General features: G+C 71.7%; 23 protein-coding genes and 1 pseudogene. 14 read left to right on the top strand and 10 right to left on the bottom strand.

Translation table 11 applies throughout. The annotated features are described in order from the left end of the window. A pseudogene (locus tag ACIBL4_RS04910) lies at window positions 1-266 on the bottom strand (ABC transporter substrate-binding protein); the annotation flags it as partial. 406 nt (window positions 267-672) lie between these two features. Here ACIBL4_RS04910 and ACIBL4_RS04905 point away from each other — a divergent pair. Next, window positions 673-1,971 (top strand): NAD(P)/FAD-dependent oxidoreductase, encoded by a 1,299-nt coding sequence (locus ACIBL4_RS04905; protein ID WP_399406511.1) that lies wholly within the window; start codon window positions 673-675, stop codon window positions 1,969-1,971. A 119-nt stretch (window positions 1,972-2,090) separates the two neighbouring features. Beyond that, window positions 2,091-2,804 (top strand): GntR family transcriptional regulator, encoded by a 714-nt coding sequence (locus ACIBL4_RS04900; RefSeq protein WP_399406509.1) that lies wholly within the window; start codon window positions 2,091-2,093, stop codon window positions 2,802-2,804. A gap of 91 nt (window positions 2,805-2,895) precedes the next feature. Here ACIBL4_RS04900 and ACIBL4_RS04895 read toward each other — a convergent pair whose 3' ends face one another. Genes ACIBL4_RS04895 through ACIBL4_RS04885 form a run of 3 tightly spaced genes read right to left on the bottom strand, consistent with a single transcriptional unit; the run spans window position 2,896 to window position 5,342 of the window. Further along, window positions 2,896-3,630 carry an SDR family NAD(P)-dependent oxidoreductase gene (locus ACIBL4_RS04895; RefSeq protein WP_399406507.1) on the bottom strand — a complete coding sequence of 245 codons (735 nt, stop codon included), beginning with the start codon at window positions 3,628-3,630 and terminating at the stop codon, window positions 2,896-2,898. Window positions 3,631-3,689: 59 nt separating this feature from the next. After that, complete coding sequence (locus ACIBL4_RS04890) at window positions 3,690-4,796, bottom strand: alanine racemase (RefSeq protein WP_399406505.1); 1,107 nt, start codon at window positions 4,794-4,796, stop codon at window positions 3,690-3,692. Between the two features lie 15 nt (window positions 4,797-4,811). Beyond that, a complete protein-coding gene (locus ACIBL4_RS04885; protein WP_399406503.1) occupies window positions 4,812-5,342 on the bottom strand; it encodes a RidA family protein in 531 nt (176 codons plus the stop codon). 164 nt (window positions 5,343-5,506) lie between these two features. Between ACIBL4_RS04885 and ACIBL4_RS04880 the strand changes: the two genes are divergently transcribed. The 3 genes from ACIBL4_RS04880 (at window position 5,507) to ACIBL4_RS04870 (ending at window position 7,525) form a co-directional block, all read left to right on the top strand. Beyond that, window positions 5,507-6,187: a haloacid dehalogenase type II gene (locus tag ACIBL4_RS04880; RefSeq protein ID WP_399406501.1), complete on the top strand. Its 681-nt coding sequence runs from the start codon at window positions 5,507-5,509 to the stop codon at window positions 6,185-6,187. A 133-nt stretch (window positions 6,188-6,320) separates the two neighbouring features. Further along, on the top strand, window positions 6,321-7,235 hold the full coding sequence (locus ACIBL4_RS04875; protein WP_399406499.1) for a HipA family kinase: 915 nt from the start codon (window positions 6,321-6,323) through the stop codon (window positions 7,233-7,235). Then, window positions 7,232-7,525: a SelT/SelW/SelH family protein gene (locus tag ACIBL4_RS04870; protein WP_399406497.1), complete on the top strand. Its 294-nt coding sequence runs from the start codon at window positions 7,232-7,234 to the stop codon at window positions 7,523-7,525. Before ACIBL4_RS04875 ends, ACIBL4_RS04870 begins: the two co-directional genes overlap by 4 nt. Window positions 7,526-7,529: 4 nt before the next feature. Here the strand turns inward: ACIBL4_RS04870 and aceB are convergent, their stop codons facing one another. Both aceB and ACIBL4_RS04860 read right to left on the bottom strand, forming a co-directional pair. Further along, entirely contained in the window at window positions 7,530-9,155 is a 1,626-nt protein-coding gene (gene aceB, locus ACIBL4_RS04865) for a malate synthase A (protein ID WP_399406495.1), read from the bottom strand. A gap of 208 nt (window positions 9,156-9,363) precedes the next feature. Then, a complete protein-coding gene (locus ACIBL4_RS04860; protein ID WP_399406493.1) occupies window positions 9,364-9,978 on the bottom strand; it encodes an NTP transferase domain-containing protein in 615 nt (204 codons plus the stop codon). Between the two features lie 231 nt (window positions 9,979-10,209). Between ACIBL4_RS04860 and ACIBL4_RS04855 the strand changes: the two genes are divergently transcribed. Continuing rightward, window positions 10,210-10,503: a DUF5955 family protein gene (locus ACIBL4_RS04855; RefSeq protein ID WP_307178408.1), complete on the top strand. Its 294-nt coding sequence runs from the start codon at window positions 10,210-10,212 to the stop codon at window positions 10,501-10,503. A gap of 109 nt (window positions 10,504-10,612) precedes the next feature. Here the strand turns inward: ACIBL4_RS04855 and ACIBL4_RS04850 are convergent, their stop codons facing one another. Continuing rightward, window positions 10,613-11,410 (bottom strand): IclR family transcriptional regulator, encoded by a 798-nt coding sequence (locus tag ACIBL4_RS04850; RefSeq protein WP_399406491.1) that lies wholly within the window; start codon window positions 11,408-11,410, stop codon window positions 10,613-10,615. A gap of 265 nt (window positions 11,411-11,675) precedes the next feature. On the opposite strand from ACIBL4_RS04850, the gene allB reads away from it, so the two are divergent. Both allB and alc read left to right on the top strand, forming a co-directional pair. After that, window positions 11,676-13,016 (top strand): allantoinase AllB, encoded by a 1,341-nt coding sequence (gene allB, locus ACIBL4_RS04845; protein WP_399406489.1) that lies wholly within the window; start codon window positions 11,676-11,678, stop codon window positions 13,014-13,016. Between the two features lie 36 nt (window positions 13,017-13,052). Beyond that, window positions 13,053-14,168: an allantoicase gene (gene alc / locus ACIBL4_RS04840; RefSeq protein WP_399406487.1), complete on the top strand. Its 1,116-nt coding sequence runs from the start codon at window positions 13,053-13,055 to the stop codon at window positions 14,166-14,168. A gap of 1,120 nt (window positions 14,169-15,288) precedes the next feature. On the opposite strand, the gene ACIBL4_RS04835 is transcribed toward alc, so the two are convergent. Next, window positions 15,289-16,053: an SDR family oxidoreductase gene (locus tag ACIBL4_RS04835; protein ID WP_399406485.1), complete on the bottom strand. Its 765-nt coding sequence runs from the start codon at window positions 16,051-16,053 to the stop codon at window positions 15,289-15,291. Window positions 16,054-16,227: 174 nt separating this feature from the next. Between ACIBL4_RS04835 and ACIBL4_RS04830 the strand changes: the two genes are divergently transcribed. Next, window positions 16,228-16,854 carry a dihydrofolate reductase family protein gene (locus tag ACIBL4_RS04830; protein ID WP_399406483.1) on the top strand — a complete coding sequence of 209 codons (627 nt, stop codon included), beginning with the start codon at window positions 16,228-16,230 and terminating at the stop codon, window positions 16,852-16,854. A 160-nt stretch (window positions 16,855-17,014) separates the two neighbouring features. Continuing rightward, window positions 17,015-17,410: a ribonuclease domain-containing protein gene (locus tag ACIBL4_RS04825; protein WP_399406481.1), complete on the top strand. Its 396-nt coding sequence runs from the start codon at window positions 17,015-17,017 to the stop codon at window positions 17,408-17,410. Window positions 17,411-17,459: 49 nt separating this feature from the next. On the opposite strand, the gene ACIBL4_RS04820 is transcribed toward ACIBL4_RS04825, so the two are convergent. Then, window positions 17,460-17,660 carry a hypothetical protein gene (locus ACIBL4_RS04820; protein WP_010038960.1) on the bottom strand — a complete coding sequence of 67 codons (201 nt, stop codon included), beginning with the start codon at window positions 17,658-17,660 and terminating at the stop codon, window positions 17,460-17,462. A 180-nt stretch (window positions 17,661-17,840) separates the two neighbouring features. On the opposite strand from ACIBL4_RS04820, the gene ACIBL4_RS04815 reads away from it, so the two are divergent. The 3 genes from ACIBL4_RS04815 to ACIBL4_RS04805 all read left to right on the top strand — a co-directional run bounded on the left by ACIBL4_RS04815 (window position 17,841) and on the right by ACIBL4_RS04805 (window position 21,062). Continuing rightward, window positions 17,841-19,115, top strand: coding sequence for a histidine kinase (locus ACIBL4_RS04815; protein ID WP_399406479.1), 1,275 nt, complete (start codon window positions 17,841-17,843; stop codon window positions 19,113-19,115). Window positions 19,116-19,233: 118 nt separating this feature from the next. After that, window positions 19,234-20,280 carry a hypothetical protein gene (locus ACIBL4_RS04810; RefSeq protein ID WP_399406477.1) on the top strand — a complete coding sequence of 349 codons (1,047 nt, stop codon included), beginning with the start codon at window positions 19,234-19,236 and terminating at the stop codon, window positions 20,278-20,280. A gap of 104 nt (window positions 20,281-20,384) precedes the next feature. Further along, on the top strand, window positions 20,385-21,062 hold the full coding sequence (locus ACIBL4_RS04805) for a response regulator (protein WP_399406474.1): 678 nt from the start codon (window positions 20,385-20,387) through the stop codon (window positions 21,060-21,062). 665 nt (window positions 21,063-21,727) lie between these two features. Here ACIBL4_RS04805 and ACIBL4_RS04800 read toward each other — a convergent pair. Next, window positions 21,728-22,750, bottom strand: coding sequence for a Gfo/Idh/MocA family oxidoreductase (locus ACIBL4_RS04800; protein ID WP_399406472.1), 1,023 nt, complete (start codon window positions 22,748-22,750; stop codon window positions 21,728-21,730). 128 nt (window positions 22,751-22,878) lie between these two features. Here ACIBL4_RS04800 and ACIBL4_RS04795 point away from each other — a divergent pair, with 128 nt between their 5' ends. Continuing rightward, on the top strand, window positions 22,879-23,616 hold the full coding sequence (locus ACIBL4_RS04795; protein ID WP_399406595.1) for a GntR family transcriptional regulator: 738 nt from the start codon (window positions 22,879-22,881) through the stop codon (window positions 23,614-23,616). Window positions 23,617-23,663: the final 47 nt, after the last annotated feature.

Here is a 23,663-nt window from a genome sequence, read left to right as displayed (position 1 = left end):
GCATCGTCCAGGTTGAGCACCTTGACGTTGATGCCGGTCTCCTGGGTGAACGGCGTGTAGATCGCCTTCTGCAACGCCGCGCCGTAGGAACCGCCACTGTCACGGACGATCACCGTCTTGCCGCCCTTCCCACCGGTGCCGGTGGAAGCGCTGCGGCTGGTGCCGGTACCGGTGCCGCAAGCAGTGAGGGAGGGCACGGCGGCGAGGGCGGCCAGGCCGCCGACTCCGCGCAGGAGCGCTCTCCGGCCTATCTGGGGATCACTCATGGCAACACTCCTCGTCTAGGGACGCATGGGACTGACGGTGCAGGGTGGGCTGAGAGGGACGCCCTGCGGCTGCGCAAGGGCGGCGGGCTCCGTACCGGGGGTGAAGGTGAGCCCGTGCATATCCGGGGAGATCGCCCGGCGGTGTTGGCGTGACCTCGAACCCGAAGGACGGCGATCACTGTCCGGAGGGGACTTCGGACGCGTGCAGCGCTATTTCAGGGAACGTCACGCTAAAAGCGGCAAGAGAATGACACCCGGACGTGGGGGAGTTAAGGGGTGCATGTCGCCGTCGGGATCAGCCTTCGGATCAAGGAAGGGCACCCTAACCTCCCTTCTGCTAACTGTTGACAGCTGACAGAGTGCCATCTACGGTCGTGTCGAACAACCCCCGAGAAGGGACCCATCGATGAGCGACCTGAGATTCAGGCCGGCCGACGTCTCCTACTGGCTTGACACCGCCCCGAAAGGGCCTGACCGTTCCGGGACCGAGGTGAGCGGGCACGTGGACGTGGCGGTGGTCGGGGCAGGCCTGACCGGGCTCTCCGCGGCCCTTCACCTCGCCCGCAAGGGAGCGAAGGTCGCGGTCCTGGAGAGGGACACCGTGGCCTTCGGCGCGTCGGGCCGCAACGGCGGCATGGCCACCACAGGGCTGTCGATCGGCACCCGCGACGCGATCGCCCGCTACGGCTTCGAGACCGCGCGGCGGTACCTCGAGACCTACCACGACGCGGTCGACACCATCGAGAAGCTGGTCGCCGACGAGAGCATCGACTGCGACTTCGCCCGTTCGGGCAAGCTGGTCCTGGCCTCCAAGCCGGCTCACTTCGAGGGCCTGCGCAAGACCCACGAGCTGTCCGACCGGATCGGGCTCGACAAGACACGCCTGGTACCCAGGAGCGAGATCCACTCGGAGATCGGCTCGGACCTCTACCACGGCGCGATGGTCGACACCAAGAGCGCCGGACTGCACGTCGGCAAGTACACCCGTGGCCTGGGCGAGGCCGCGGCCCGGGCGGGCGCTCAGATCCACGAGAAGGCACCGGTCGAGCAGGTCCGGCGGCTGGGCGGCACCCAGCACGAGGTGGTCACCGCGCGCGGGACCGTCCGGGCCGACCAGGTACTCGTCGCGACCAGCGGCTACACCGGCCGGCCGTTCCGCTGGCTGCAGCGGAGGATCGCACCGGTCGGCAGCTTCATCATCGTGACCGAACCCCTGGGCAAGGACCTCTGCGACCAGATCATGCCGACCCGGCGGATGGCGTCGACGTCCATGAACCTCCTGAACTACTTCCGGATCACCCCGGACCACCGGTTGCTGTTCGGCGGCCGCGCCCGGTTCGCCATGTCCGGCCCGCAGTCGGACGTGAGGAGCGGCCGCATCCTGCACAAGGCGATGACCGAGGTCTTCCCGCAGCTCTCGCGCACCCGCGTCGACTACTGCTGGGGCGGCCTGGTCGACATGACCATGGACCGGATGGTGCACGCCGGCGAGCAGGACGGCCTGTTCTACTCGGTCGGCTACTCCGGCCACGGCGTCCAGATGGCCACGTACATGGGCAAGCAGATGGCGGAGTACATGGACGGGACGACGGACGCCAACCCTTGGCGCGACCTGTCCTTCCCGCGGATACCCGGCCACTTCGGCCCGCCGTGGTTCCTGCCCTTCGCAGGTGCCTACTACAAGTTCAAGGACCTCATCGCATAAGGACCCCGCCCCCGGCATTACCATGATCGGACAGGGCCTGGATGTGAGGAAGAGCCGACGCAAGCGCGCAGCGTTCAGGGCGCTGCGCCGCGGACCGTGATCGACGAGAGGGAAGCCCTGTGAGTCAAGAGCCTGCACGGCCCGTCCGCCTGCCTCGCGAGACGTTCGCCTCGATGGTGCTCGAACGCCTGCGGGAGGACATCATCGACGGCACCCTCGCCGCCGGCACACAGCTGAGCGAGGTGGAGCTGGCCAAGAGCTTCGGGGTGAGCCGTGGGCCGATCCGTGAGGCGCTGCAGCGGCTGATCCAGGAGGGGCTGCTCCGCGGCGAGCCGCACCGGAGGGTCTCCGTCCCGGTGCTCACCAAGGAAGACATCACCGACATCTACCTGGCTCGTACGGCCCTGGAGTCCGCCGCGGTCCAGTCCATCATCGCCTCCGGCAAGGCGGAGGAGACGTACAAGGAACTGGACGGGAACGTGAGGGCGGAGGCCGCCGCCGAGGCGGCCGGCGACTGGCAGACGGCGGAGAAGTACGACCTGGAGTTCCACACCATCCTGGTCGCCGCATCCGGCAGCCAGCGACTCCAGCGCATGTTCAGCACGGTGATCTCCGAGACCCGCCTGTGCATGGGCGCCCTCACCGCGGAGGGGGCCCGGCACGATCCGAAGGCCCCCAACCCGGGCGAGGTCACTCACCGCCAGATCAGCGAGCTGATCCGCGACGGTGACACCGCGGGCGCCCTGGCGGCCCTGAAGAAGCACTTCGACGACTCGGTGGCGACCCTGGCCGGCCGGAGCGGCCAGGGCCGGCAGGCGCCGCCTGCGGAGTAGGAACGCGGGGAGCCCGCGCGCACCGGGAGTAGGCGCCTGCACGCCACCCCGATGAGGCGCTGCTCCCCGCTGCCCCTGCTCCTTCCTGCTGTCAGAAGGCGGTGTAGCCGCCGTCCACGGGGAGAACCGCTCCGGTGATGTAGGACGACTCGGGCGAGGCGAGGAACAGGACCGCGTGTGCGATCTCCTCCGGGGTGGCGAGGCGCTGGAGCGGAATCTGGGCCTCGCGCTGACGTCGGTAGGCCTCGGGGTCGGGCCGGCGCTGGAACGACGCCTCGATGACGGGCGTGACGGTCAGCCCCGGAGCGACGACGTTGACGCGGATGTTGCGCGGAGCCCATTCGACGGCCGCGCCCTTGGCCAGCATGATGAGGCCTCCCTTGGCGGCCGAGTACAGCACTTCGTCGGGCTTGCCCACCATGCCGAGCCGTGAGCCGACACAGACGAACGAGCCGCCCGCTTCGGGCATGAGCGGAGCGAAGTGCTTCATCACCAGGAACGCGCTGAGCAGGTTGCTGTGGAGCACGTTCTTCGCGTCCTCGTACGCCATCTCGGTGAGCGGGCCGCTGACCTGCAGGCCGTGGTTGAGGACGACGACGTCGACGGTTCCGACGGTGTCGGCGGCCCGCTGGGCCAGGCTCGCGACGAACGCCTCGTCGTTGAGGTCACCGGGGACGTACAGGTCGTCGGGCCGGGCGGTGTCCAGTTGTTCCCTGCGGCCGGTGAGGAGCAGCCGTGCGCCCTCGTTGCGGAAGCGGGAGGTCACCGCCTCCCCGATTCCGCTGCCGGCTCCGGTCACCAGCGCCGTGAGCTTGTCGAGTCTCATCCTCAGTCACTCTTTTCTGTGTCGGGCAAGGGGGCGGGAGGGCAGTGCTGTGAGGCCGCTCAGCTGAGGAGCCCCCGGGCGGCGACCGGCCACCACCGCGGCATCGTGCCCTGCGAGTCGGTCACGAGCAGCTCTTCGAAGTTGTTCACGACCGGGCACACGTGGTTGGGCACCATCGGGAGCACGGTTCCGACTCCGGGCCGCTGCTCCTCGGGGGGCACGGCGAGAAAGCCGTGGTACTCGTTGAGCTTGGACAGCACGGCCTTCGTGCCGGCGATCTGGCCGTACCCGCGCCGCGCGTCGCCGTCCCGGCCGAGGGCCTTGGTGCCGACGTCGAGGATGACCTGGCCGGGAACCCGGTCGCTGACGACCGTGGCCGCGACGAACAGCGCGATCTGGTCCTCGTCACACGCGCCGAGCCGGGTGTTGTCCATGTCGCAGAAGACGTACTCGCCCGGACGGATCTCGGTGATCAGGCTGCTCGTGGAGAACGCGACCGTGGGAGTGGAGCCCGCACTCACCACCTCGGCGCTCACCCCGACGCCGGCGAAACTGCGCACCGCGGTGGCCAGCGCGACCTCCTGGTCCCGCGCGGCGAGCGCGCGAACGTCCGGGCCGGAGCTGCCGTGACCCGGGTAGGTGTACACGCCCACGGGCACCAGCCCACGCTTGCGGGCGGCGAGGGCGAGATCACCAGCGGCCTCGGGCGGCGCACCCGACCGGCCGGCTCCGCAGTCGACCTCGACCACGATCTCGAGCCGTTCCGGCTCGTCACCCATCGCGTCGGCGAGGGCCTCGATGGCCGCGACGTTGTCGGCCCCCACCCGCAGCCGGGTGGTCGCGGCGAGCGAGCGGATCCGCTTTCCCTTGGTTCCCGCAGGCCAGACCGGGTAGGCGAGGAAGACGTCGGCGAAGCCCGCAGCGGCGAAGACCTCCGCCTCCCCGACGGTGCCCGCGGTGATCCCGACAGCCCCCGCCTCGATCTGGAGCCTCCCGATCTCCACACACTTGTGCGTCTTGACGTGAGGCCTGACCCGCACGTCGTGCTCGGCGGCGAATCCCTGCATCCGGTCGATGTTCCGCTGCATGACGTCGATCAGCACGATGGGAACGGGTGTGTCCACCCGCTCGACCAGTGCGTCGAGTGCTCGTTGAAGCCGGTGCACGCTGCGCTCCTCTGATCAAGGGTGGGAAAGGGAAGGGACGGCGCTCGTCCCGCCGTCCTCGGACGAATGAGTCGCTCCGGTCGTGCAGACCATCTGGATCTCGACAGGACTGTTGCGCGGCAGTCCGGCGACACCGATCGCGGTACGGGCGTGCCGCCCGTTCTCGCCGAGCACCTCGAAGAGCAGGTCACTCGCCGCGTCGGCGACCCGTGACTGCTCACCGAACTCCGGCGTACTGGCGACGAAGACCAGCATCTGCACGATCCGGACCCGGTCCAGGCCGCCCACCGCCTCCGCGGCGGCGGCGAGGCAGTTCACCACCGCATGACGCGCCAGGCCCCGTGCCGCCTCCGTCTCGACGTCCCGGCCGACGATGCCCTGCCCCAGCAACACACCGTCCTTGTACGGCAGTTGCCCCGACACGTAGACGCTGGAGCCGACCGAGCGGTGGTTCACATACGTCGTGTCGCTGCCGACACGGGGAAGCGTGAAGCCGAGGGCCTCGAGGCGCTCCGAAGCCGAACCGGATGGCGTGCTGGTTTCCACTGGTCCTCCTGTGCGTCCAGGCGCCCCACACGAGGCAGCCGGCGGGAGCGACAGTAGGACGAGCTCTGAAAACTGTCAACAGTTTGCTGTTTACAGCCCCCTGGCCGTATGGTCGACCATCGACAGCCGGGTGGCTGCGCCCGTGACCGATCACTGGAGGAACCGTGAGATTCGAGAGCAAGCCGAAGTTCGTCGCGTTCGACATGAACGGGACGCTGATCCACTTCCGTATCAACGAGGTGATCCGCCGGGTCCTGGGCGACCGGCTCCCGGCCGAGATCGCCGACGACTTCCTGAAGACCGGCAACCAGTACCGGATCGACGAGTGCCTGGGCGCGTACCAGCCGTTCCACCAGGTCGTCGCCCACTCGCTGGAGCGGACCATGCGGAGGTTCGGCCTGGAGTACCGCGAGGGCGACGGTCAGGCGGTGTACGAGGAGATCCCCACGTGGGGCCCCTACCCCGGGGTCACGGAGGCGCTGCGGCGCCTGGCCGAGGAGTACCCGCTGGTGATCGTGACGAACTCCGACGACGTGCATGCGAAGCGCCTCGTGGAGAACCTCCAGGCCCCGTTCGAGGTCGTGATCACCGCCGAGGAGATGGGCGTCTACAAGCCACGGCTCCGTGCGTTCGAGTACACGCTGGACAAGCTCGGCGTGGCACCCGACGAGATCGTGTGGGTCTCTGCGAGCCCGAAGTACGACCTGCGCACCGCCGCCGCCATAGGCATCAAGAACAAGGTGTACATGGACCGCGGCTTCGAGCACGACGAGCACTGGCTCGGCTACCAGCGGATCACCGACATCGCCGACCTGCCCGTCCTTCTCGGCCTGCCCCGCCCTTGACGGGAAAGGCGACCACGGGAGACAAGGCGACGGGAGCGGGGCGTCTCACCCTCCTCGTCAGCGATCACCCTCGGTTACTATGCTCACTTCACGCCGGAGGCCGGACGTAGTAAGGGGCGGGTGACCTGAGGGCATGCTGAGAGAGGTCACGGCGACCCGCTACGTCGCACCCCTGACGTCCGGCGGCTCCGTCCCCGGCATCGTCGAGGCCGACGACCTCGGCACCTACGTCGTGAAGTTCACCGGCTCCGCGCAGGGCCGCAAGGCGCTGGTCGCCGAGGTGATCGTGGGGGAGCTGGCCCGTGCCCTCGGCCTGCGCTTCCCCGAACTGGTGCTGGTGCACTTCGCCCCGGCGATCGCCCGGGACGAGCCGCATGAGGAGGTGCGGGACCTGCACGCGGCCAGCGCGGGCGTGAACCTCGGCATGGACTACCTGCCGGGCGCCCGGGACTTCACGCCGGAGATCGCGCAGGTCTTCCCCGTCGATCCCCTGGAGGCGGGGAGGATCGTCTGGCTCGACGCCCTGACCGTGAACGTGGACCGCACGGTGCACAGCTCCAACCTGATGGTCTGGCCCACCCTGGGCGTCGCACCTCCGCGCCTGTGGCTGATCGACCACGGTGCCGCGCTCGTCTTCCACCACCGCTGGGACGGCACCGATCCCGCCAAGGCCTACGACTTCCGGCACCACGCCCTCGGCCACTACGGGCCCGACGTGCGGGCCGCCGACGCCGAGCTCGCTCCCCGGGTGACCGAGGAGCTGCTGCGCCGGATCCTCGCGGAGGTCCCGGACGCCTGGCTCGCGGATGAACCGGGCTTCGCCGGCCCGCAGGAGGCACGCGAGGCGTACGTGGCGTACCTCCACGCGCGCGTGCGGGCCTCCGGGGCCTGGCTGCCCACCGACTTCCCCGGCCGCGAGGAGCTCGCCGCCGAGGAGGCGCGCCGGGCGGCGCGCAGCCGGCAAGGACGCCCCGCGTGGCTCCGGCAGGTCCCCGACCTGCACGGCAAGCCCGCGGCCGAACAGGATTGGTCGGTGCACCTCGGATGAGTGGCCGTGTCGAGATCGAGTACTGCACCCAGTGCCGCTGGCTGCCCCGCGCGGCCTGGCTGGCGCAGGAGCTGCTGACGACCTTCGAGTCCGAGCTGACGGAGCTGGCGCTGAAACCCGGCACGGGCGGGGTGTTCGTCGTCCGCGTCGGCGACGAGGTCGTCTGGGACCGCCGCGAGCAGGGCTTCCCCGAGCCGACGGCCGTGAAGCGGGCCGTACGCGACCGAGTGGCCCCGGAAAAACCCCTGGGCCACTCGGACAAGCCGTCCGCCGAACCGTCCGCGGACTGAGTGGTCAGCCCTTGAGCTGCTCGTACGCCGGCAGCGTCAGGAAGTCGGCGTAGTCCTCGTCGAGGGCGACCGTCAGCAGCAGGTCGTGCGCCTGCTGCCAGTTTCCGGCCGCGAAGGCCTCCTCGCCGATCTCGGCCTTGATGTTCGCCAGCTCCTCGGCGGCGACCTTGCGGGCCAGGTCGGCGGTGACCTGCTCGCCGTTGTCGAGGACGACGCCCGCGTTGATCCACTGCCAGATCTGGGAGCGGGAGATCTCGGCGGTGGCGGCGTCCTCCATCAGGTTGAAGATCGCGACCGCGCCGAGGCCGCGCAGCCAGGCCTCGATGTAACGGATGCCGACCTGCACGGCGTTCACCAGACCCGCGTACGTCGGCTTGGCGTCCAGCGAGTCGATCGCGATCAGGTCGGCCGCCTTGACGTCGACGTCCTCTCGCAGCCGGTCCTTCTGGTTGGGCTTGTCGCCCAGGACCTTGTCGAAGGACTCCATGGCGATCGGCACCAGGTCGGGGTGGGCGACCCAGGAGCCGTCGAAACCGTCGTTCGCCTCGCGGTCCTTGTCGGCGCGGACCTTCTCGAAGGCGACCTTGTTGACCTCCGCGTCCCGGCGGGACGGGATGAACGCCGCCATGCCGCCGATCGCGTGCGCGCCGCGCTTGTGGCAGGTGCGGACGAGGAGTTCGGTGTACGCGCGCATGAACGGGGCCGTCATCGTCACCGCGTTGCGGTCCGGCAGGACGAACCTGGCGCCGCCGTCCCGGAAGTTCTTGACGATGGAGAACAGGTAGTCCCAGCGGCCCGCGTTCAGCCCTGAGGCGTGGTCGCGCAGCTCGTAGAGGATCTCCTCCATCTCGTACGCGGCCGTGATCGTCTCGATCAGCACGGTCGCGCGCACGGTGCCCTGCGGGATGCCGAGGTAGTCCTGCGCGAAGACGAAGATCTCGTTCCAGAGGCGGGCCTCCAGGTGCGATTCCGTCTTGGGCAGGTAGAAGTACGGGCCCTTGCCCAGGCCCAGCAGGCGCTTGGCGTTGTGGAAGAAGTACAGGCCGAAGTCGACGAGCGCGCCGGGCACGGGGGTGCCGTCCGCGTCGACGAGGTGACGCTCGTTCAGGTGCCAGCCGCGCGGGCGCATGACGACCGTGGCGAGTTCCTCGTTCGCCTTCAGGGCGTACGACTTGCCCGACTTCGGGTCCGTGAAGTCGATGTTCCGCGTGTAGGCGTCGATCAGGTTGAGCTGGCCGAGGACCACGTTCTCCCAGGTCGGCGCGGAGGCGTCCTCGAAGTCCGCGAGCCACACCTTGGCGCCCGAGTTGAGGGCGTTGACGGTCATCTTGCGGTCGGTGGGGCCGGTGATCTCCACCCGCCGGTCGTTCAGGGCGTCGGGGGACGGGGCGACCTTCCAGGAGTCGTCGGCGCGGATCGCGGCGGTCTCCGGGAGGAAGTCGAGGGTGGAGGTGCGGGCGATCTCGGCGCGGCGCTCGGCGCGGCGGGCGAGGAGTTCGTCACGCCGGGGCGTGAACCGCCGGTGCAGCTCGGCCACGAAGGCGAGCGCCGCTTCGGTGAGGACCTCCTCCTGCCGGGGCAGGGGTTCGGCGTCGACGATGGCCAGCGGGGACGGCGCTGGTGCGGACATGAACGGTCACTTCCTTCAGCGAGCTGTGATGACGAGCCGGCGGTTCGGCACCGGGTGCCAGTCTTCCCGGATACGGCGGTTCGACGCCCGCGGGGGCCTCGGGCGCTTCTGAACAGTGGATACTAGTTTCCTCATAGTGGAAGTTCAATCATTTGTTGACGTCGAGATTCTCCGGGTCGAGGAAAGGTGGCGCTCCGTGCCACCCCGCTCACTCAAGGTGGGCCAGGTCGGCCTCGGTGTCGATGTCGAAGGGCCGGGCCACGTCCCCGCACTCGACGAGCGTGATCCCCGGCTCGCGCTCCTTCAGATAGGCGCGTGCCCCCCGGTCCCCGGTCGCAGTCGCCGCGACACCGGCCCAGTGGGCGGCGCCGAACAGCACCGGATGGCCGCGCACCCCGTCGTACGCGGCCGACACCAGCGACGTCTCGTCCTCGTACGCGGCGAGCACCCTGGCCACCGCCTCCGGGCCGATGCCGGGCTGGTCGACGAGCGAGACCAGGGCGGCCGTCGCGCCCGTACCCGCGAGCGAGTCCAGCCCGGCCCGCAGGGACGTCCCCATGCCCTGTTCCCAGCCGGGGTTGGAGACCAGTACGCATCCCGGCAGCACGGCCCGGGCCCGGACCTCGTCCTCCCGTGCGCCCAGTACGACGTGGACCCGCTCACAGCCGCCCTCACGCAACACCCGCACCGCGTGCTCCACGAGAGGGCGTCCCCGGTGGGTGAGCAGTGCCTTGGGGTGCCCGCCGAGACGCCGCCCGCCGCCGGCGGCCAGCAGTACTCCGGCAACCGCACCCGTCCTGTTCCGCGTCTCCCATGTCGTCATGGATCCTGCATACCGCACGACCTCGGGCTGGAAAGTCACGCAGCGAAACAAGTCGATGACGCAATGGACTGGCGCCTGGTGGCCCGCGTCGTTTACTGTCGCCCGCACCGACCGGCCGGGCGGCCGACCGGCGCCCGGTGTGGGGGACTTCGCGTCGGAAGGGCACGCGCACCACGGAGTGCGAGGGGGAGGACTGTGTTGCGGAGCGTTGAGCAAAGGCGGCAGGGGCCTGTGACCGGCGGCGGCGAGGATCCGCGCGTGACGGAGCTGCGCTCCGCCGTCGCCCGGCTGCGCCGCCGGCTCGCCGCGCATCCCGGCGAGTTCGCGGACCGGACCATCGCCGAGGAGGAACTGGCCGCACTGGACGCGATGGCGGCCGACGGCACCCCGGAGATCCCGCGGCTGCGCCGCTCCCTCCTGCTGATCGCGGGCGCGATCGGCTCGGTGAGCGCGCTCTCCCCGGAATTGACGGAGGTCCGCCACGCCGTCGACCTCTTCGGAGGGCCGGTGCGGGGGCAGGGCTAGAGCCGGGGCGCCCGTCCTGGCGTGAGACGCCTCGGTCCCTCCGGTCCGGCGGTGGGCGCGTGTCCGTCCGGTCCGGAGGTGGCCGGGTGCCCGGACGGGCGCGTCGGCGCTACGCGGGGTTCTGGGTTGCCAGGGCCTCGGACAGTTCGCCCGCGACCTGCTGGAGTACCGGGACGATCTTCTCCGTCGCCGCCTCCGTGACCCGGCCCGCCGGGCCGGAGATGGAGATGGCCGCGGCCGTGGGGGAGTCGGGCACCGAGACCGCCAGGCAGCGGACGCCGATCTCCTGCTCGTTGTCGTCGATCGCGTAGCCCTGCCGGCGCACGTCCTCCAGCGCCGCGAGGAACCCGTCGGGCGTCGTGATGGTCTTCTCCGTCGCGGCGGGCATGCCCGTACGGTTCAGCAGGGCGCGCACCTCCTCCGGCGGGAAACCGGCGAGCAGGGCCTTGCCCACACCCGTGGAGTGCGGCAGCACGCGCCGGCCGACCTCCGTGAACATCCGCATCGAGTGCTTCGACGGCACCTGTGCCACGTAGACGATCTCGTCCCCGTCCAGCAGCGCCATGTTCGCCGTCTCACCGGTCTCCTCGACCAGCCGGGCGAGATAGGGCCGCGCCCAGGTGCCCAGCAGCCGGGCGGCGGACTCGCCGAGGCGGATCAGGCGCGGGCCGAGCGCGTACCGGCGGTTGGACTGCTGCCGTACGTACCCGCAGGCCACCAGCGTGCGCATCAGACGGTGGATCGTGGGCAGCGGCAGCCCGCTGCTCGCGGACAGCTCGCTCAGGCCGACCTCGCCGCCCGCGTCCGCCATCCGTTCGAGCAGGTCGAAGGCGCGCTCCAGGGACTGGACCCCGCCGTTGGCGGAGGACCGGGCGGAGTCGGTGGTGCTGGCGCTGGACGTCGGCACGGCGCGTTCCTTTCGGGCTGGCGGAAGAGCAGAAGCCTACCCGGCAGTCGGTTGACTCCCCGCTTGTACGTAGTTACGTTCTGCGTACTGGAATTGTAATTCCGCTTTGTGGAAACGTTCAGGGTGGCCGCGTGGTGGGTGTAGTGGTCCAGTGTGCCCTTGACGGCACGGGAGAGGGGGTGAAGACTCCTTCAACAGAAAGTTGAATTCCGTTACGCGGAAGTAAACGGATGCAAGTGGACGCAAGTGGAAGTTAGGGGTTCGGGTGTCCGACGCTGAACTGGTGCTTCGCTCGACGCGTGTCATCACTCCCGAGGGGACCCGCGCCGCATCGGTCGCGGTCGCCGGCGGCACGATCACGGCCGTCCTGCCGTACGACGCGCCCGTACCGGAGACCGCCCGTCTGGAGGACCTGGGCGACCACGTCCTGCTGCCCGGCCTGGTCGACACCCACGTGCACGTCAACGACCCCGGCCGCACCGAGTGGGAGGGGTTCTGGACCGCCACCCGCGCCGCTGCGGCCGGCGGCATCACGACCCTCGTCGACATGCCCCTCAACTCCCTCCCGCCCACCACGACCGTCGCGCACCTGCGGACCAAGCAGCAGGTCGCCGCCGACAAGGCGCACATCGACATCGGCTTCTGGGGCGGCGCCCTGCCGGACAACGTCAAGGACCTGCGCCCGCTGCACGAGGCCGGCGTCTTCGGCTTCAAGGCGTTCCTGTCGCCGTCCGGAGTCGACGAGTTCCCGCACCTCGAACGGGACCCGCTCGCCCGCGCCATGGCCGAGATCGCCGCCTTCGACGGCCTCCTCATCGTGCACGCCGAGGACCCCCACCGCCTCGCCTCCGCTCCCCAGCAGCCCGGCCCCAGGTACGCCGACTTCCTCGCCTCCCGCCCGCGCGACGCCGAGGACACCGCCATCGCGCAGCTCATCCGCGAGGCCAAGGCCCTCCACGCGCGCGTGCACGTCCTGCACCTGTCCTCCAGCGACGCCCTGCCGATGATCGCCGAGGCGCGGGCGGAGGGCGTCCGCATCACCGTCGAGACCTGCCCCCACTACCTGACCCTCACCGCCGAGGAAGTCCCCGACGGCGCCAGCGAGTTCAAGTGCTGCCCGCCGATCCGCGAGGCCGCCAACCAGGACCTGCTCTGGCAGGCGCTGGCCGACGGCACCATCGACTGCGTCGTCACCGACCACTCCCCGTCCACGGCCGACCTGAAGACCGACGACTTCGCGACCGCCTGGGGCGGTATCTCCGGCCTCCAGCTGAGCCTGCCGGCGGTGTGGACCGAGGCCCGCAGGCGCGGGCACGGACTGGAGGACGTCGTCCGCTGGATGTCCACGCGGACGTCCGAACTCGTCGGGCTCGACGACCGCAAGGGCGCCATCGCGGCCGGCCGCGACGCCGACTTCGCCGTCCTCGCCCCCGACGAGACCTTCACCGTCGACCCGGCCTCCCTGCAGCACCGCAACCGCGTCACGGCCTACGCCGGCAAGACCCTGTACGGCGTCGTGAAGTCCACCTGGCTGCGCGGGCAGCGCATCGTCGCCGACGGCGACTTCACCGAACCGAAGGGGCGACTCCTCACCCGAACCAACTGATCCCCATCCCGGACTCGAAAGGCAGACCTGATCACCGTGACGGCGATTCCCAGCTTCACCGGCGACGCGAACCCCTACGGAGGCGGCGACCCGTACGCGGACTACCGCACCGCCGACTTCCCCTTCACGCAGTACGCCAACCTCGCCGACCGGCGTCTCGGCGCCGGTGTCATCGCCGCCAACGACGAGTTCTTCGCCCAGCGCGAGAACCTGCTGGTGCCCGAGCGCGCCGAGTTCGACCCCGAGCGCTTCGGGCACAAGGGCAAGATCATGGACGGCTGGGAGACGCGCCGCCGCCGGGGCGCGTCGGGGGAGCACCCGTGGCCGACCGCCGAGGACCACGACTGGGCGCTGGTCCGCCTCGGTGCCCCGGGCGTGGTCCGCGGGATCGTCGTCGACACCGCGCACTTCCGCGGCAACTACCCGCAGGCCGTGTCCATCGAAGGCACGTGCGTGCCGGGCTCCCCGTCGCCCGGGGAACTCCTCGGGGACGACGTGAAGTGGACGACCCTCGTGCCGCGCACCCCGGTCGGCGGCCACGCGGCGAACGGCTTCCCCGTCGCCGTCGAGCAGCGCTTCACCCACCTGCGGGTCAACCAGCACCCCGACGGCGGCATCGCCCGCCTGCGCGTGTACGGCGAGGTCGTCCCGGACCCCGCGTGGCTGGAGGTGCTGGGCACCTTCGACGTCGTCGCCCTGGAGAACGGCGGCCAGGTCGAGGACGCCTCCGACCGCTTCTACTCGCCCGCCACCAACACCATCCAGCCGGGCCGCTCCAGCAAGATGGACGACGGCTGGGAGACCCGGCGCCGCCGCGACCAGGGCCACGACTGGATCCGCTACCGGCTGGCCGCCCAGTCCGAGATCCGCGCCCTGGAGATCGACACCGCGTACCTCAAGGGCAACAGCGCCGGCTGGGCCGCGGTGTCCGTGCGCGACGGCGACGACGCCGAGTGGCGTGAGATCCTGCCCCGCACGCGCCTCCAGCCTGACACCAACCACCGCTTCGTCCTTCCGACCCCGGCCGTCGGCACGCACGCACGCGTGGACATCTTCCCGGACGGCGGCATCTCCCGACTGCGGCTGTTCGGCTCCCTGACGAACGACGGCACGAGGCGCCTCGCGGCACGACACCAGGAACTGGGGGGCTGAGCTTGTACCGCGCCGGGAACGCGCTGGTCTGATGGCGCCGGTCTCGCGCCGGTGCGCGCCGGGGGCGGCGGCGCTGGTGGCTTTGCGCCGGGGGCAGCGGCCGGACGGCGCTGGTAGCTCTGCACTGGGGGCGCGCCGGCCTGACGGCGCTGGTGGCTTTGCCCGAGGGGGTGTCGGTCTGACGGCGACGGTGGTTTCACGCCCGGGCGCGCCGGACCGGCGGCACCGAGGCCCTGCGCCCGGGAGCACCGGCCTGACGGCACAGGTGGCTTTGCCCCGGGGCGTGGTGGCCTGACGGCGCCGGTGGTCTCGCACCGGGGAGCACCAGCCTGACGGCACCGGTGGCCCTGCCCTAAGGGGCGCTGGCCCGATAGCTCCGGTGGCTTTGCACCAGGGCGGCGCTGGCCTGACGGCGCCGGTGGCTTGGCCCCGGGCACGCCGGCCGGACGGCACCGGTGGGCCCGCCCCAGGGGGCACCGGCCCGATGGCGTCGGTGGCGTCACACCCGGGGGGCGCAGCCTGCCAGCGGGTGGTTCGCACCCGGGAGCGTGCTGGCCTGACGGCGCCGGTGGCTTTGCCCAGGGGCCGCTCCGGCTTGACGGCGACGGTGGTTTCGCGCCCCGGGCGCGCCGGACCGGCGGCATCGGTGGCTTTGCGCCGGGGCGCGCCGGATCGACGGCACCCGGTGGGTCAGTCCCAGTGGGCGCCGGTCTGACGGCATCGGTGGCTTTGCGCCGGGGGCATGCATGACCGACGGCACCCGGTGGGTCAGTCCCTGTGGGCGCCGGTCTGACGGCATCGGTGGCTTTGCACCGGGGCGCGCCGGACCGACGGCACCCGGTGGGTCAGTCCCTGTGGGCGCCGGTCTGACGGCATCGGTGGCTTTGCGCCGGGGCGCGCCGGACCGACGGCACCCGGTGGGTCAGCCCCTGTGGGCGCCGGTCTGACGGCATCGGTGGCTTTGAGCCGGGGCGCGCCGGACCGACGGCACCCGGTGGGCTCGCCCCAGGGGCGCCGGTCTGACGGCGCCAGTGGCTTTGCACACCAGGGGGCGTCGACCCGACCGCACCCGTGCCCCCGGGGGACGCACCGGCCCGACCGCGCCGGTGCGCCCCCTGGTTCACGCCGCGTGTCCGCCGTCCACGGCGAGCTCCGCGCCCGTGACGTACGTCGCCCCCGCCAGGTACGCCACCATCGACGCCACCTCGTCCGCCGTGCCGAACCGCCCCAGCGCCGTCATCGCCGCCTGGCCGGCCGCGTACGGGCCGTCCGCCGGGTTCATGTCGGTGTCGATCGGACCGGGATGGACGAGGTTCGCCGTGATCCCGCGCTCGCCCAGCTCCCTGGCCAGGGCCTTGGTCAGACCGGCCAGGGCCGCCTTGCTCGTCGCGTAGAGCGTCCCGCCGGGCCCGGGTACGCGCTGGGCCATGCAACTGCCGATCGTGATGATCCGCCCGCCCTCGGGCATGCGCGCGGCGGCGGCCTGGGAGGTCAGGAAGACCCCGCGCACGTTGACGGCGAGGACCCGGTCCACGTCCGCGAGCGACAGGGACTCCAGCGGCCCGAGCACCCCGACGCCCGCGTTGTTCACCAGGACGTCGAGGCCGCCCAGCGCCTCGGCCGCCGCGGTCACGGCACCGGCCGCCTCGGCGGCGTCCGCCGCGTCCGCGCGTACCGCCACCGCCCGGCGCCCCAGCGCCTCCACGGCCCGTACGACCTCCTCGGCCGCCTCCTTGCCGTTCACATAGCCGACCGCCACGTCCGCGCCCTCCCGGGCCAGCCGCAGGGCCGTAGCCGCGCCGATGCCACGGCTCCCGCCGGTCACGAGAGCCACCTTGCCACCGAGATTTCCTTGAGAAGTGCCGAGATTTCCTTGAGAAGTCATGGGTCCATCCCAGCGGCGGGGCGGGCCCGACGCTGGCGGTGAACGGACGTCGACATGGGGCTCCGACGGCCCCGCACCGTAGGGAGCCGTACGGCCGGGCGATGAGTTGCGGAAGCCCACGGGGTCTGAACCGATGACAACAGACCCGACCGTTCCAGAAGAAGGGCACCCGCCATGGGCAAGCTCGTCTCCACCCTCTTCGTCACCCTCGACGGCGTCTACCAGGCCCCCGGCGGCCCGCACGAGGACACCCGCGGCGGCTTCACCCACGGCGGCTGGAGCTTCCCCTATGCCGACGAGGACTTCGGCCGGTTCATCAGCGAGGTCTTCACCCGCCCGCGTGCCTTCCTGCTCGGGCGCCGGACGTACGACATCTTCAGCACCTTCTGGCCGAAGGTGACCGATCCCGCCGACCCGGTCGCCTCACAACTCAACGCACTGCCGAAGTACGTCCCGTCCTCGACGCTCAAGGACCCCGGGTGGGCCGGCACCACCGTGCTCACCGGCGACCTCGCCAAGGAGGTCACGGCGCTGAAGGAGCGCACCGACGGCGAGATCCAGGTGCACGGCAGCGGCGCCCTCGTCCGGTCCCTGCTGACGCACGGCCTCGTCGACTCGCTCCACCTGCTGACCTTCCCGGTCGTGCTCGGCACCGGGTTCCGGCTGTTCCCGGAGGGCGCCGTACCGACAGCCTTCCGGCACGCCGGAGGCAGTGTCACCGGCACGGGCGTCTCGATCGCGACGTACGAGGTGGCGGGCCGCCCCCAGTACGGCGAGTACACGCTGCCGGAGAACGCGTAGCCGTCCGGCCAGGCGTCCTCGTCGCCCTGGTGAACAGCGCATGAGGGCGCATGAGGGCACCCGAGGGCAGGTTAACTTCCCGCGAACTCATCGGACTTGACGGGAAAATCTGCGCGCTTGTCATTGACATGCCACTGTCTACGCGCGTCATCATGTGCGCATGATTTTCCCCCCACGCGCCTCGCGGCTCGGCGCAGCAGCCGCCCTCCTGTCCGCGCTCCTCGTAGGCGGTACCGTCTCCGCCACCACGGCCGACGCGGCCCCCACCGCCGTCGGCAGCATCTGTTACAGCGACCTGCCGTCCCAGGCCCACGACACCCTCGACCTGATCGAGCAGGGCGGCCCCTTCCCGTTCGAGCAGGACGGCACCGTCTTCCAGAACCGGGAAGGCATCCTGCCGAGCCAGTCGTCCGGCTACTACCACGAGTACACGGTCATCACCCCGGGCTCCTCCACGCGCGGTGCGCGGCGCATCGTCACCGGTGAGGAAAACCGGGAGGACTACTACACGGCCGACCACTACGAGTCGTTCGACCTGGTCGACTACGGCTGTTGAGCCGGACGGCCGCGGCCGTGAACGCCGGGCCGGAGGCCCGCCCGTGTGCTCAGGCGGACTTCCGGCTCCCGGCCGCCGCGAACAGGGCGATGCCCAGCACGAGGAGGGCGACGCTCGCGTAGATCTCGTAGCCGTCGAGGAACCCCAGTCGTTGCACGAGGCCCCAGTTCCAGTCGGTGAACTCGTGTACCAGGCCCGCCACGCCCTGCACGAGGGCGAGGAAGCCGAGAATCTCCAGCACCTGCTTCATGGAAACAGCCTCGCCCCGCGGACCCCCCACCCGCATCGGCCGCGGGGCGGGCGCCCGCCGGACGGAAGTCCCTCTTCCGGCCCGGCCGGCCGCGCCGAAAGTCTGTGATGCGGTGACTTTGGTCGACGATTCCGGCCGGGGCGAGGTGAACGGGCCCGGCCCTGCGTAGATTTCTCGACCGTGAGTGGTGACGACGCGGGGCATGCCTCCCCGGTACTGGCGGGCGAGACACCTGCGCTGTTCACCGGGCGCAGATGGTTCATCCCCTCCGCCCTGCTGCACGAACTCGACCCCGACGCCGCGCGGGCCGGGCGACGGCCCCGGCGCACCGCCCGCGACTGGGTCGTCGACTTCTCCTGCTTCGTCCTGGCCGTGCTGGTGGGCGCGGTCGCCATAGAGGCGCTCAACGACAATCCCCATGTCCCGGAAGGGCTGGCCGTCGTCGACCAGTTGATCGGGGCGCTGGCCTGCGCGGCCGTCTGGCTGCGCCGCCGCTGGCCACTCGGGCTGGCCGTGGCGATGACGGTCGTCACCTTCGTCTCGGACACGGCGGGCGGGGCGGGGCTGATCGCCCTGTTCACCCTCGCCGTGCACCGCCCCTTCCGGTACGCGGCCTGGGTGGGCGGCATCAACGCGGCCATGACCCCGCTGTACTACTGGGTGCGGCCCGACGCGGACATCCCCTACCCGGTGAGCGTGGTCATCGCCGTACTGCTCACGGTGGCGATCGTCGGCTGGGGCATGTTCGTACGGGCCAAGCGGCAGCTCATGGTGAGCCTCAGGGACCGGGCCCGGCGGGCCGAGACGGAGGCCCGGCTGCGAGCCGAGCAGGCGCAGCGGCTCGCCCGTGAGGCCATCGCGCGGGAGATGCACGACGTGCTCGCGCACCGGCTGACCCTGCTGAGCGTGCACGCGGGCGCCCTGGAGTTCCGGCCCGACGCGCCCCCGGCGCAGACGGCGCGGGCGGCGGGTGTGATCCGGGAGAGCGCGCACGAGGCCCTTCAGGACCTGCGCGAGATCATCGGCGTCCTGCGGGCGGGGGAGCCGGACGACACGGGGCGGCCGCAGCCGACGCTGGCGGCGCTGGACACGCTGGTCACCGAGTCGCGTGAGGCCGGCATGAAGGTGGCCCTCGACCAGCGGGTCGACGACGCTGCCGCCGTTCCGTCGTCCGTCGGCCGCACCGCGTACCGGATCGCCCAGGAGGGCCTGACCAACGCCCGCAAGCACGCGCCCGGCACGGAGGTCACGGTGACCGTCACCGGCGGATCGGGCGCCGGGCTCACCGTCTCCGTGCACAACCCGCCCCCCGAGGGCGAGGTACCACCGGTCCCCGGCTCGGGCCAGGGCCTCATCGGCCTGACGGAACGGGCGACCCTGGCGGGCGGCCGCCTGGAACACGGCCACACGCCGGAGGGCGGGTTCGAGGTACGGGCGTGGCTGCCGTGGTGCTGAGGCGCGGCCTCGCGGCTCCTTCCCATGGCCCCCTGCCCTGAACGGAGTTGACTTGGCCGGGGGGATGGCTGATGTTTGTGCGGCCTTCAGCGCCGCGCGTAACGGAAGGAACCTGCACGTGAGTTTCGGGGGACCGACCAATCCGTACCAGCCGCCGGGGCCGCCGCCTTCGGTCAACGGCCCTTACGTACCACCGCATTACCTGCCGCTCCAGCCGGGCCCGGCACCGCACGGCTACCCGCACCCGCAGCCGTACCCGTACGTCCCCCAGCCGGGGCCGGGCAGCCGGGGCCCGGGGTGGGGTGGTGTGCGCGGTGGTGAATGGCCGTCCGTGCGTGCGCTGTTGCGGCAGGGGCAGCCGCGGATCTCCGGCTGCATGTGGCTGGTGCTGCTCGCTCCGTGCACCTGGTTCGCGGTCCTGCCGCTCATGCTGTGCTACTCGTTCGCGCGCTCGGCCCGCGTCCGGGCCCACCGGCTGTTCCCGCGCGCGCACGGGGCCGTCGACGACCGGCATGTGACGCGCGTGCAGAAGGTGCGGGCCTGGACTGCCGCCGCCATGTCCCTGCTGCTGCTCGCCGTGTACGGCAAACCGGAGGACGTCGCCGAAGTCCGGGAGCAGTACATGATGAGGCTGGTGGTCACCCCGCCCCTGCTGCTCCTGAGCGCCCCGGTCGTGATCGCGGTGCTGTTCCGGTGGGCGTCGGCGGAGACCAGATCGGCCATGCGGGTAAGGGTACGGGCGGCCCTGCGGTCCGCCGGCTGGTACGTCGGTGCCGTGACGGCCGTGCCCCTGCTCGGCGGGGTGATCGTCCTGCTCGGCCGGAACCGGACGCCCTCCTCCGCCTCGCCGGGCACCGTCCCCTGGCTGATCCTCGCGGCCGCCCTGCCCCTGGCCTGGCTCCTGTTCTCCGTGGGCTTCGCCACCGGCCCGGCCGTCCGCACCGGCTTCAACACCGCGGCCGTGCACGCCGCGCTCCCCGCCCTGCTGACCGGCACGCTGGTGTGGGAGTTCGCCGCCATCAGCCTGCTCGCGGGCGGCCTGCCGCCCGGGCCGCCGGCGATCCAGGCCCTCGCCGTCATCGGCGGTCCCGCCTCGGTGACGGCGGTGGTCCGGTGGGAGATCAGCCGCCTGCGCACCCGGTACGGGGTGGCGCTGCGCGCCTGAGCCCGCGGCCCCTCAACGCACCGCTACCCCCGAGGCGTTGGCGCGGACCACCGCGCCGCACGTCCGCGCCCCGCATCCGCCCCGACCGTGATTACGTGAGGCCCATGACTGCGATCAGACTGCTCCTCGTCGACGACGATCCGCTGGTGCGGGCCGGACTGTCCTTCATGCTGGGCGGAGCCGACGACGTCGAGATCGTCGGTGAGGCGGCCGACGGCGGCGAGGTGGAGGCGCTCGTGGACCGCACCCACCCGGACGTCGTGCTCATGGACATCCGGATGCCGACGGTGGACGGCCTCACGGCCACGGAGCGGCTGCGCGCCCGCAAGGAGGCCCCGCAGGTGGTGGTCCTCACCACCTTCCACGCCGACGAACAGGTCCTGCGAGCGCTGCGCGCGGGCGCCGCCGGATTCGTCCTCAAGGACACCCCGCCGGCCGAGATCCTCGCGGCGGTCCGCCGCGTCGCGGCCGGCGACCCGGTCCTGTCGCCCGCCGTCACCCGCCAGCTGATGCAGCACGCGGTCGGCACCGCCGCCGACACCCGCCGCACGCGGGCGCGGGAACGCATGGCCGCCCTCAACGACCGCGAGCGCGAGGTCGCCGTCGCGGTCGGCCGGGGCCTGTCCAACGCGGAGATCGCCGCCGGCCTCTTCATGAGCGTCGCCACGGTCAAGACGCACGTCTCCCGCATCCTGGCCAAGCTCGACCTCAACAACCGCGTCCAGATCGCACTGCTGGCGTACGACGCGGGCCTCCTGGAGGAGGACCAGAAGGACCACTGACCGCCCCCGGCCCGGCCCGCCCGCCCTGCCGTCCTGCCGTCCCGTCGGAGCCCGTCGGCCTGCCGTCCTGCCGTCCCGTCGGAGCCCGGCGGCCTGCTGGCCTGCCGTCACGTCGCCCGCTGCCCCGGCGGCCTGCTGGCCTGCCGTCACGTCGCCCGCTGCCCCGGCGGCCTGCTGGCCTGCCGTCACGTCGCCCGCCGCCCCGGCGGCCTGCTGGCCCGTCGTCACGTCGCCCGCCGTCCCGCTGGCCCGCTGGCGCGCTGGCCCGCCGCCCCGTCGGTCCGCCGTTGCCCGGCTCCGGCGCGCAGGGCCCGGCGTACGGCGGGTTCGACGTCGCCCATCCCGCCGGTCTGCCGTCCCGCCGGTCCGCTGGCCCACCTTTCCGCTGGCCCGCCGTCCCGCCGGTCCGCTGGCCGCTGGCCCGCCGTCCCGCCGGTCCGCTGGCCGCTGGCCCGCCGTCCCGCCGGCCTGCCGGTGCGCCTTCACGCCGCCCGCTGGCCCGGCGGCCTGCTGGCCCGTTGTCACGCCGTCCGTGCCGCCCGCGCCGCCCGCACTGGCCCGCCGTCCGCCGGCTCGCCGTCACCCGGCCTGTCGGCCCGCCGTCCGCCGGCTCGGCCGTCACCCGGCCTGTCGGCCCGCCGTCACCCCGGCCTGTCGGCCCGCCGTCATGCGAAGGCCGAGGCGGGCCCTCCGGGGATCTCCGCGAGGTGTACCGGCCTGCGGTCCCGGCGGGACAGCTCGCATGCCTCGGCGACGCGCAGCGCCTGCAGGGCCTCGCGCCCGTCGCACGGGTTGGCCCGCTCGCCCCGCACGACCTCGATGAACGCGTTGAGCTCCGCCTCGTAGGCGGGGCCGAAACGCTCCAGGAAGCCGGACCAGGGCTTGTCCGCGGCGGGCGGCCCGGTCGGCTCCGTGGACGCGATCGGCGTACGGTCGTCCAGGCCGACCACGATCTGGTCCAGCTCCCCGGCCAGCTCCATACGCACGTCGTAGCCGGCCCCGTTCAGCCGGGACCCGGTGACCGTGGCGAGCGTGCTGTCGTCGAGGGTGAGGAGCGCGGCACCGGTGTCGACGTCGCCCGCCTCGCGGAACATCGCGGGCCCGGCGTCGGACGCGGCCGCGTACACGTCCGCCACCTCCCGGCCCGTCACCCAGCGCAGCACGTCGAAGTCGTGGATCAGCGTGTCCCGGTACAGCCCGCCGGACACCGGCAGCCACGCGGCGGGCGGCGGCGCCTGGTCGCTGGTCAGCGCCCGCACGGTGTGCAGCCGTCCCAGCCGACCGGTGCGCACGGCCTCGCGCGCACCGGCGTAGCCCGTGTCGAAGCGGCGCTGGAAGCCCATCTGCAGCACCGTCCCGGCCGTCTCGACCTCCGCGATCGCGCTCAGGGTCCCCGGCAGATCCAGCGCGATGGGCTTCTCGCAGAACACCGGCAGGCCCGAGCGTGCTGCCCGACCGATCAGTTCGGCGTGGGCCGACGTCGCCGTCGTGATCACCACGGCGTCGACCCCCCAGCGGAAGATCTCCTCCACCCCCGGCGCGGCCGTCTCACCCAGCCGATGCGCCAGTTCCTGGGCCCGCGAGGTGTCCGCGTCCGTGAGGATCAGGGAGCCCACGTCGCGGTGCCGGCTGAGCGTGTTCGCGTGGATCGTGCCGATGCGGCCCGTACCGATGACGCCGATGCGCATGGAAACAAAGTGCGTGCGCAGCCCGCCCCTGTCAATCTGAATGTCCGGACAATCTGACTACACAACTTCCCGTCAACAACGCGCGGAGCTACGCTCGGCCCGTGCCGAAACCAGAAGTGGACCCGACCGTGCAGCTCGAGCTGAGCGTGGACCGCAGCTCTCCCGTGCCGTTGTACTTCCAGCTGTCCCAGCAGCTGGAGGCCGCGATCGAGCACGGCACGCTGACGCCAGGCAGTCTGCTGGGCAACGAGATCGAACTCGCCGCCCGGCTCGGCCTGTCCCGGCCGACCGTCCGCCAGGCCATCCAGTCGCTCGTCGACAAGGGCCTCCTCGTCCGCCGCCGCGGCGTGGGCACCCAGGTCGTGCACAGCCAGGTCAAGCGCCCGCTGGAGCTCAGCAGCCTCTACGACGACCTGGAGGCGGCGGGCCAGCGCCCGGCCACCAAGGTCCTCGTCAACACGCTCGTCCCCGCCTCCGCCGAGGTCGCCGCCGCACTGAACGTCGCCGAGGACAGCGACGTCCACCGCGTGGAACGCCTCCGCCTCGCCCACGGCGAGCCCATGGCCTACCTCTGCAACTTCCTGCCCCCCGGCCTCATCGACCTCGACACCGCCCAGCTGGAGACGACAGGTCTGTACCGCCTGATGCGCGCGGCGGGCATCACTCTGCACAGCGCCCGCCAGTCGATCGGCGCGAGGGCGGCGACGACGGTGGAGGCGGAACGGCTGGCGGAGGAGACGGGGGCTCCGCTGCTCACCATGCAACGCGTCACGTTCGACGACACGGGCCGTGCGGTCGAGTACGGCACGCATACGTACCGTCCGACGCGCTATTCCTTCGAATTCCAGTTGCTGGTGCGTACTTAAGGGCGGGGCTGTATCGATGTGCGGCTCCGCCGCGTGGGCGCGACGAG

Source organism: Streptomyces sp. NPDC050416, from assembly GCF_044458845.1.
In the GTDB taxonomy this organism is placed as follows: domain Bacteria; phylum Actinomycetota; class Actinomycetes; order Streptomycetales; family Streptomycetaceae; genus Streptomyces.
This window is presented reverse-complemented; position numbering and strand designations above follow the sequence as displayed.